Genomic DNA, 7,000 nt, shown 5'->3' on the forward strand with positions numbered 1-7,000 from the left:
TATGATGGAGTTAGATATGGATATAGAACTAAAGAATTTGATGATGTATATGATATGATGATAAAAAGCAGAACAGAAGCTTTTGGTAAAGAAGTTAAAAGAAGTCATATACAAACACTGATAGCCATGAATGAGAAATCAAATAATGCTTGTAGTAAAGAGTTAAGTGAATATATTGAGCAAGTGAGCCGAGAGGATATATGGAAAGAATTGTTAAAGTTAGATAATAAAATAATAATGGCTTTTTTGTATAGCAAGTATTCTACAGCAAAAGAAAATCATATTCATATGGAGGTAGAAATCAATAACATTTCATTAGAATCATATCATGAGACTTATCAATTGGTGGAGATATATGGTATATTAATCGATAATGCTATGGAGGCAACTGAAAATTATATTGGAAAGAAAGAAATCAAAATATTTTTAAGTAGGAAGGAAGATAGAAACTACATAAAGATTGTTAATCCATCTGAATATATTTCAACAAAGGAAATAAATAATTTTTTTAATAAGGGATTTTCTACAAAAGCTAATAATAAAAGAGGAATTGGATTGTACAAGCTTAAACAATTACTTAATTCAAATAAAGGGACCATAACATTTTTTTATGATACCTTATCTAAATCTGTAGTGGTAGAAGTTATACATATTTAATTTTTAAGAGATTCTGGTATTTCAGTTTCACCCCATAAAAAAGTTGATTGTTGACTTATTGCAATAACGGGAGATAAAACTAGTAGAAAACTACAAATATATTTTCCTATTTTTTGATTGAAAATGGTTTGCATTAATAATCACCCCTTTCATAAATAATAATTGAATAGATTGTAATATGATAATCCAAAGACCTATGCTATAAGCGGGGTCTTTTTTAATGTGTATATATAATAGTAGAGAAGAACTAAGCAGAGTGCTAATAATTTACATATTTTTTTATCTGTTTTACGAATTGCTTCACGTTGTTTACAGGCAATAGGAGTTAAGCAAATTAAAATAATACTAAAAATTATTACAAGAAGCAACATTGTGATGTTAGATACTTGTAAGTAATATAATTCTAGTAATGATATGTAATAAAACAGAGAGAATAGAAAGCATGTCCAATAATGTTTAAGGTGAAAGCCTCCAGAAATTACTCTTAAAACTGTTGATAAAATAAACGCAAATATGAATTCTTTTAAATTTCCAAGAAATAAAAATATAACTAGAAGTAAAATTAATTTGGTGAAATTATTTAAGAGAGCTGTTAAGGAATAAATCATCTGTTCTATTTCTGTTTCTCTATAAAAATGATTCACATTTAGTTTGAAAATAATTTTTGAACTTATTCTTTTTATCATTTTAACCACCTATAAATAAGATAACACATTCATTCTATGTTTGAATGGCAATTGATTATTTGCTATGGATTATTGATTATTTGGATGATGAAAAATTGAATAATCAATAGATTAATACGAATAAGCATAATGTATAGATTATCAAATCATTTTGGATTACTATTTATATGTAAACAATAAGTTGACAGCTGGTATTTATAAATCGATTTAATAGGATTGAAAAATTTAGAGGTGAGGAGGTGAAGTGATGAGGAAGATATTAAATATTATTGCATGTTCTATTGTAACATTAACTATATTGGTATCAATGTTTCCCATTAAGGTTTCTCATGCAAAAACTCAATCAAAGAGGAAAATAGTTGTATTTGAGGAGAGTGTTGATAAGGTTAAGAAGAATAATATCATTAAGAAACATGGAGCAACAAAGATTAAGGATATTAAAGCCATCAATGCAATAGTAGTAAACGTAAGTGATGTTGATAATTTTGAATCTGAGGAAAGTGTTCGATATGTTGAAGATGATGTTATTGTATCCATAGATGATGCTATTGTATACATATCTGGTAAAGTAAATGACAGTGATATAACGAGTAAAACAAAGAAAAAAGATGACACTACTCCGGAGGAGCAAGAAGAAGTCATTCCTTGGGGTATTAAATATGTTGGAGCACCTGAAATGTGGGAAATAACTCGAGGGGAAGGCATTAAAGTGGCAGTGATTGATACTGGTATAGATGTGAATCATCCTGATTTGGGTGATAATATCAAAGGTGGTATTAATACTATTATTAATGATAATACATATAATGATAATAATGGACATGGAACTCATGTGGCAGGGATTATCGGCGCTACAGATAATGACATTGGAGTTGTAGGTGTTGCTCCAGAAGTTGATTTATATTCAGTGAAAGCTCTAGATTCTTATGGTGATGGATATGTATCAGATATTATCTATGGAATTAATTGGTGTATAATAAATGACATTGATATTATAAATATGAGTTTTGGTATCAATGAAAATTTAATCGCTCTTCATGATGTAGTTAAATTGGCTAGCGAAAATGGCATTATTATGATTGCATCTTCAGGAAATAATTATGGTGGTTATTCTCAATATCCAGCAGTTTTTGAAGAAGTTGTTGCTGTAGGAGCAATTGATTATAGCGGTAATATTTTAGGATTTAGTGCAATAAATGGTGTAGATGTTTGGGCGCCAGGATATAATATACTCTCTACATAGCCCAATAATCAATATACAGAGTGCAGTGGTACATCAATGGCAGCTCCTCACTATTTGAGATTTATATTGAATTAAATGTAATCACATGTTAGAAATTGCATAAACCAAAATTAGAATGGAGGAATAGAAATGAAAATTATTAAGAAAGCTTTTTCGATAGTTTTAGTATTAATGTTATTATTTAGCTTAGGGGTATCAGCTAATGCAGCTGAAAAAAAAGAGGACAAGTACGTATCAGCAGGGCAGATTAAAAAAGAGATTGAAACATTATATAAAAAATACAATACTCAATGTGATATAATCGAATTTAATCAGAATGTTAAATATACAGGAGATGAAGTTGATTTAGAACTTCAAAAACTTGAAGAATCTCTTGCAAGCTATGAGTATTTCATTGATGCTGGAGAAGCTGATGCTAAGGAAAGCATGATAAATTGGGTGTATACAAAGACTTATACTACATATGCTAATATTAGTAATGGAGCTCTTGGAAATGCAACAATTGAATTAAAATGTAGTGGGACAATTTATGATGGAACAAGCACTTTTACGGATATATCAAATATATCAACAAGACAATATGGTTCAGCATTTAATTTTGTGAGTTGGAATCAATATAAATCTGGATATAATTATTTAGAGAATAAGAAAAAAGCAGATGTATGGGCAGAAGGCACATTAGTAACTGAAGCGTATATTCTTGGACAAAAAATTCGTACTACACTAAATCATGGAATCGGCATGATAATTCAGGCGGGTTAGGAGATTATTGAGATGAATTACATTAGTGTATTAATTAATTGTATTATCGGCTTGCTGATGTTAGGTGGTATTGTGTTGCAATATAATCTTGGAAAAAAAGGAGCGCGATGGACTGGATTAGTATTACCTAGTATTCTATTTATATTCTCAATGATTATAATTGGGAATATCATATATAATGACATAACAATATATGGTAATATATCTGCAGAAATATTACAAACATATAAATACTCAGGTGATAGCAGTCCCAATATTCAAGAATATACAGTTATTAAAGAACTTCTACGATATGGAGTTGTTAGTATTATTTTAAATTTACCAACATGCGTTTATTTATCCATTTATCTAATCTCAAAAAGAATACACCAGAGCTAATTATTTTCAACTTTAATGATATTAATGTTTGTGATTAATTTTGAATATTTTTTGATACAATAATGAATAAGCTATCTTCTTTTGGAAATAGCTTATTTTTATCAAAATAAAATAATTTGAATTTTTTCCATGTGAAATAAATAAGAAAATAAAGAAAACCATATTAAATTATCAAAGAAATTTGAAATTTGCTATTGATTTATTTATAATATGCATATATAATAAATATAAATTAATCCTAGATACAAAACCTGTGATAAGGAGAGTAACTATTTGATAAGATTTTAGCGAGCTAAGGGTAGTGTAAGCTTAGTATTAAGTCTTATAGTGAAGAACACCTTGGAGGAGCTAACCGAAATTCTAAAGAAGAGTAGACTTAGCCGGTTTTCTACCGTTAAAAAGAATAAGCATAAGTTAAGTTTTTTAACCGTGCTGATATGAGTGAGCGAAAGCTAACTAGGGTGGTACCGCGAATATATTCGTCCCTATACAATGTTAAATTGTATAGGGACTTTCTGTATTTAAAATTAAAAGTAGAAATTAAAGATATCTTTTGCTGATGCAGAAGTTGAAATAAAATAATATAAAATGGGGGCGTAAATAATGGAAAGAATTTTTGTTAAAGATATAAAAATTGAAGAACAAAAAGAAGTACTTGTACAAGGATGGGTTCATAGTATTGTTAATTTAGGAAAGATAAACTTTATTAAATTAAGAGATAAAAGTGGAATAATTCAATTGGTAGTGGAAGAAGATAGTATAAAAGGAATTAGAAATGAAGTGGCTATCGAAGCTATTGGAGCTATAGTTGAAAATCCAAAAGCACCTTCAGGTATTGAAATAAAGGTAAGTGAATTAAAAATATTAGGAGAAGCATATTATGATGTGCTACCTTTTGAAATCAACAGAGGAAAGTTAAAATCAAAATTAGAAGTTCAATTAGACCATAGAAGTATAAGTTTAAGAAAACCAGACCAAAGAGCTATATTTAAAGTTCAAGGGGAAATTGAAGATGGTTTTAGAAGCTTTCTTAAAAGCAAAGGATTTTCTATGATTCATACACCTAAAATAATAGATTCAGCTACAGAAGGTGGAAGTGAAATGTTTACCGTAGATTTCTATGATAACAGAGCATTTTTAGCTCAAAGTCCACAATTTTACAAACAAATGATGGTAGGAGCGGGATTTGAAAGAGTTTTTGAAGTAGGGCATGCTTATAGAGCAGAACTTCATAATACTTGGAGACATTTAAGTGAATATGTAAGTCTTGATGTTGAAATGGGATTTATCAAGGATGAAGAAGAATTAATGAGTTTAGAAGAAGAAATGATTAATTATATATTTAAAGGATTAAGTGATACTTGCAAATCAGAACTTGAAATGTACAATATAATTCTTCCAGAAGAAGTTAAAATTCCAAGAATTCCATTGAAAGAAGCTCAAGATATACTTTTAGAAAAGTTCAACAAACAATGTCCTCCAGGAAATTTAGATGCTGATGGAGAAAAAATATTTTCTAAATATGTTAAAGAAAAATACGGAAGTGATTTTGTGTTTTTGACAGAATATCCTATTTCAAAAAGACCAATGTATGCTATGCCTCATGAAAGTAAAGAGGGAGTTACAAGAAGTTTTGACTTGATTTATAAAGGATTAGAAATAACTACAGGAGGGCAAAGAATTCATGATTACGAAATGCTTTTAGGTAACATAAGAAAATTTGGATTAGAGCCTGACAACTTTACTTTTTATACTGAAACTTTTAAATATGGAATGCCACCACATGGAGGATTTGCTATAGGATTAGAAAGAATAACAATGAAAATTTTAGATCTTGATAATATTAGACAATCTACATTATTACCAAGAGATATTAAAAGATTAGTACCATAATAAGTTGGGGAGGGTTAAACTATGAAAATACAAACAGAACAAGTTCAATATATTGCTAAACTTGCAAAATTAAAATTTGAAGAAGATGAGATAGAAAAATTAGCTACAGAATTTGAAAATATATTAACTCATTTTGAAGCTATAGATAATGTTAATTTAGATGATATTGATATCAATAAATTTGATGAAGTTAATAGAGAGTTTAGAAAAGATAAGATGGAAGTTTTTGAGGATAAGAAAAAATTATTTCAGAATGTAAAATCTATGAGAGATACAAGTATTCAAGTGCCTAAAGTGGTTGAATAAAAAAGAAGGGAGGAATAGTGATGAAAGTTACAGAATTAACTGCTCTACAAATTAGAGATGGAATTGCAAAACAAGAGTTCACTAGTGAAGAAGTTATAAAGCAGTTTTATGAAATAATAAAAGAAAAAGATAGTGAAATCAATGCTTTCTTGACTTTATGTGAAGAAGCTTCATTAGAAAAAGCTAGAGAGATAGATAGTAAAATTGCTAAAGGGGAAAAAGTAGGTAGACTTGCAGGGGTTCCTATAGCAATAAAAGATAATATTTGTACTGAGGGAACAACAACGACTTGTGCATCAAAAATGCTTGAAGATTTTGTACCACCTTATGATGCAACTGTAATTAAAAAATTAAAAGAAGAAGATGCAATTATAATTGGAAAAACAAATATGGATGAGTTTGCTATGGGTTCTTCAAATGAAAATTCAGCATTTCAAGTAACTAAAAATCCAGTTGATACAGAAAGAGTTCCAGGGGGATCATCAGGTGGTTCAGCAGCAGCGGTAGCAGCAAGTTTTGCTCCATTTTCTTTAGGCTCAGATACAGGGGGTTCTATAAGACAGCCAGCGGCATTTTGTGGGGTTATCGGTTTTAAACCTACTTATGGATTAGTTTCTAGATTTGGGCTTATAGCTTTTGCTTCTTCTTTGGATCAAATAGGACCTTTTGCTAAAACTGTTGAGGATTGCGCACTTCTTTTAGAAGTAATTCAAGGAAGTGATGAGTTAGATAATACTTCAAGTAAAACAGCAGAATATCCTACTTATTTAGATAAGTTAGATCAAGGAATTAAAGGTATGAAAATAGGAGTACCTAAAGAGTTCTTTGGAGAAGGTTTGGATAACGAAATTAAAGAAGCTATATTAAAAGCTATTGAAGATTTTAAAGCGTTAGGGGCAGAAGTAGAAGAAATTTCTCTTCCTATAACTGAGCAAGGATTATCAGCATATTATTTAATATCTTCAGCAGAAGCTAGTTCTAACTTAGCAAGATATGATGGAGTTAGATATGGATATAGAACTAAAGAATTTGATGATGTATATGATATGATGATAAAAAGCAGAACAGAAGCTTT

General features: G+C 29.3%; 9 protein-coding genes and 1 other annotated feature. Of the genes, 7 read left to right on the top strand and 2 right to left on the bottom strand.

The window, feature by feature from the left end:
* The coding region (locus BUB83_RS22885) for a sensor histidine kinase (RefSeq protein WP_143160618.1) at positions 1 to 657 on the top strand (657 nt) is incomplete at its 5' end.
* On the opposite strand, the gene BUB83_RS22100 is transcribed toward BUB83_RS22885, so the two are convergent.
* Positions 654 to 791, bottom strand: a complete 138-nt coding sequence (locus tag BUB83_RS22100; RefSeq protein ID WP_159434129.1) for a hypothetical protein — start codon at positions 789 to 791, stop codon at positions 654 to 656. The two genes, BUB83_RS22885 and BUB83_RS22100, sit on opposite strands and share 4 nt — an antisense overlap.
* 60 nt (positions 792 to 851) lie before the next feature.
* Positions 852 to 1,343, bottom strand: coding sequence for an accessory gene regulator B family protein (locus BUB83_RS23030; protein WP_073340969.1), 492 nt, complete (start codon positions 1,341 to 1,343; stop codon positions 852 to 854).
* A 247-nt stretch (positions 1,344 to 1,590) separates the two neighbouring features.
* Between BUB83_RS23030 and BUB83_RS20600 the strand changes: the two genes are divergently transcribed.
* From BUB83_RS20600 to BUB83_RS20625, 6 genes are all read left to right on the top strand, one after another.
* Positions 1,591 to 2,586, top strand: coding sequence for a S8 family serine peptidase (locus tag BUB83_RS20600; RefSeq protein WP_073340970.1), 996 nt, complete (start codon positions 1,591 to 1,593; stop codon positions 2,584 to 2,586).
* 129 nt (positions 2,587 to 2,715) lie between these two features.
* Positions 2,716 to 3,348, top strand: a complete 633-nt coding sequence (locus tag BUB83_RS20605) for a hypothetical protein (protein ID WP_073340971.1) — start codon at positions 2,716 to 2,718, stop codon at positions 3,346 to 3,348.
* Positions 3,349 to 3,360: 12 nt separating this feature from the next.
* Positions 3,361 to 3,726, top strand: a complete 366-nt coding sequence (locus BUB83_RS20610; RefSeq protein WP_073340972.1) for a hypothetical protein — start codon at positions 3,361 to 3,363, stop codon at positions 3,724 to 3,726.
* 244 nt (positions 3,727 to 3,970) lie between these two features.
* Positions 3,971 to 4,216 (top strand) — a binding site (T-box leader).
* Between the two features lie 113 nt (positions 4,217 to 4,329).
* Positions 4,330 to 5,619, top strand: coding sequence for an aspartate--tRNA(Asn) ligase (gene aspS / locus BUB83_RS20615; protein WP_073340973.1), 1,290 nt, complete (start codon positions 4,330 to 4,332; stop codon positions 5,617 to 5,619).
* Positions 5,620 to 5,640: 21 nt separating this feature from the next.
* Entirely contained in the window at positions 5,641 to 5,925 is a 285-nt protein-coding gene (gene gatC / locus BUB83_RS20620) for an Asp-tRNA(Asn)/Glu-tRNA(Gln) amidotransferase subunit GatC (protein ID WP_073340974.1), read from the top strand.
* Between the two features lie 20 nt (positions 5,926 to 5,945).
* Positions 5,946 to 7,000 (top strand): amidase (locus BUB83_RS20625; RefSeq protein WP_073340975.1); only part of this gene is annotated, 1,055 nt, incomplete at its 3' end.

The sequence above is a fragment of the Clostridium grantii DSM 8605 genome (assembly GCF_900129965.1).
Lineage (GTDB): Bacteria > Bacillota > Clostridia > Clostridiales > Clostridiaceae > Clostridium_AF > Clostridium_AF grantii.

Bases quoted from the DNA above. Each gene is read 5' to 3' on its own strand.
- BUB83_RS20610 (WP_073340972.1), top strand. From the start codon at position 3,361: ATGAATTACATTAGTGTATTAATTAATTGTATTATCGGCTTGCTGATG.
- gatC (WP_073340974.1), top strand. From the start codon at position 5,641: ATGAAAATACAAACAGAACAAGTTCAATATATTGCTAAACTTGCAAAA.
- BUB83_RS22100 (WP_159434129.1), bottom strand. From the start codon at position 791: ATGCAAACCATTTTCAATCAAAAAATAGGAAAATATATTTGTAGTTTT.
- BUB83_RS23030 (WP_073340969.1), bottom strand. From the start codon at position 1,343: ATGATAAAAAGAATAAGTTCAAAAATTATTTTCAAACTAAATGTGAAT.
- BUB83_RS20605 (WP_073340971.1), top strand. From the start codon at position 2,716: ATGAAAATTATTAAGAAAGCTTTTTCGATAGTTTTAGTATTAATGTTA.
- aspS (WP_073340973.1), top strand. From the start codon at position 4,330: ATGGAAAGAATTTTTGTTAAAGATATAAAAATTGAAGAACAAAAAGAA.
- BUB83_RS20600 (WP_073340970.1), top strand. From the start codon at position 1,591: ATGAGGAAGATATTAAATATTATTGCATGTTCTATTGTAACATTAACT.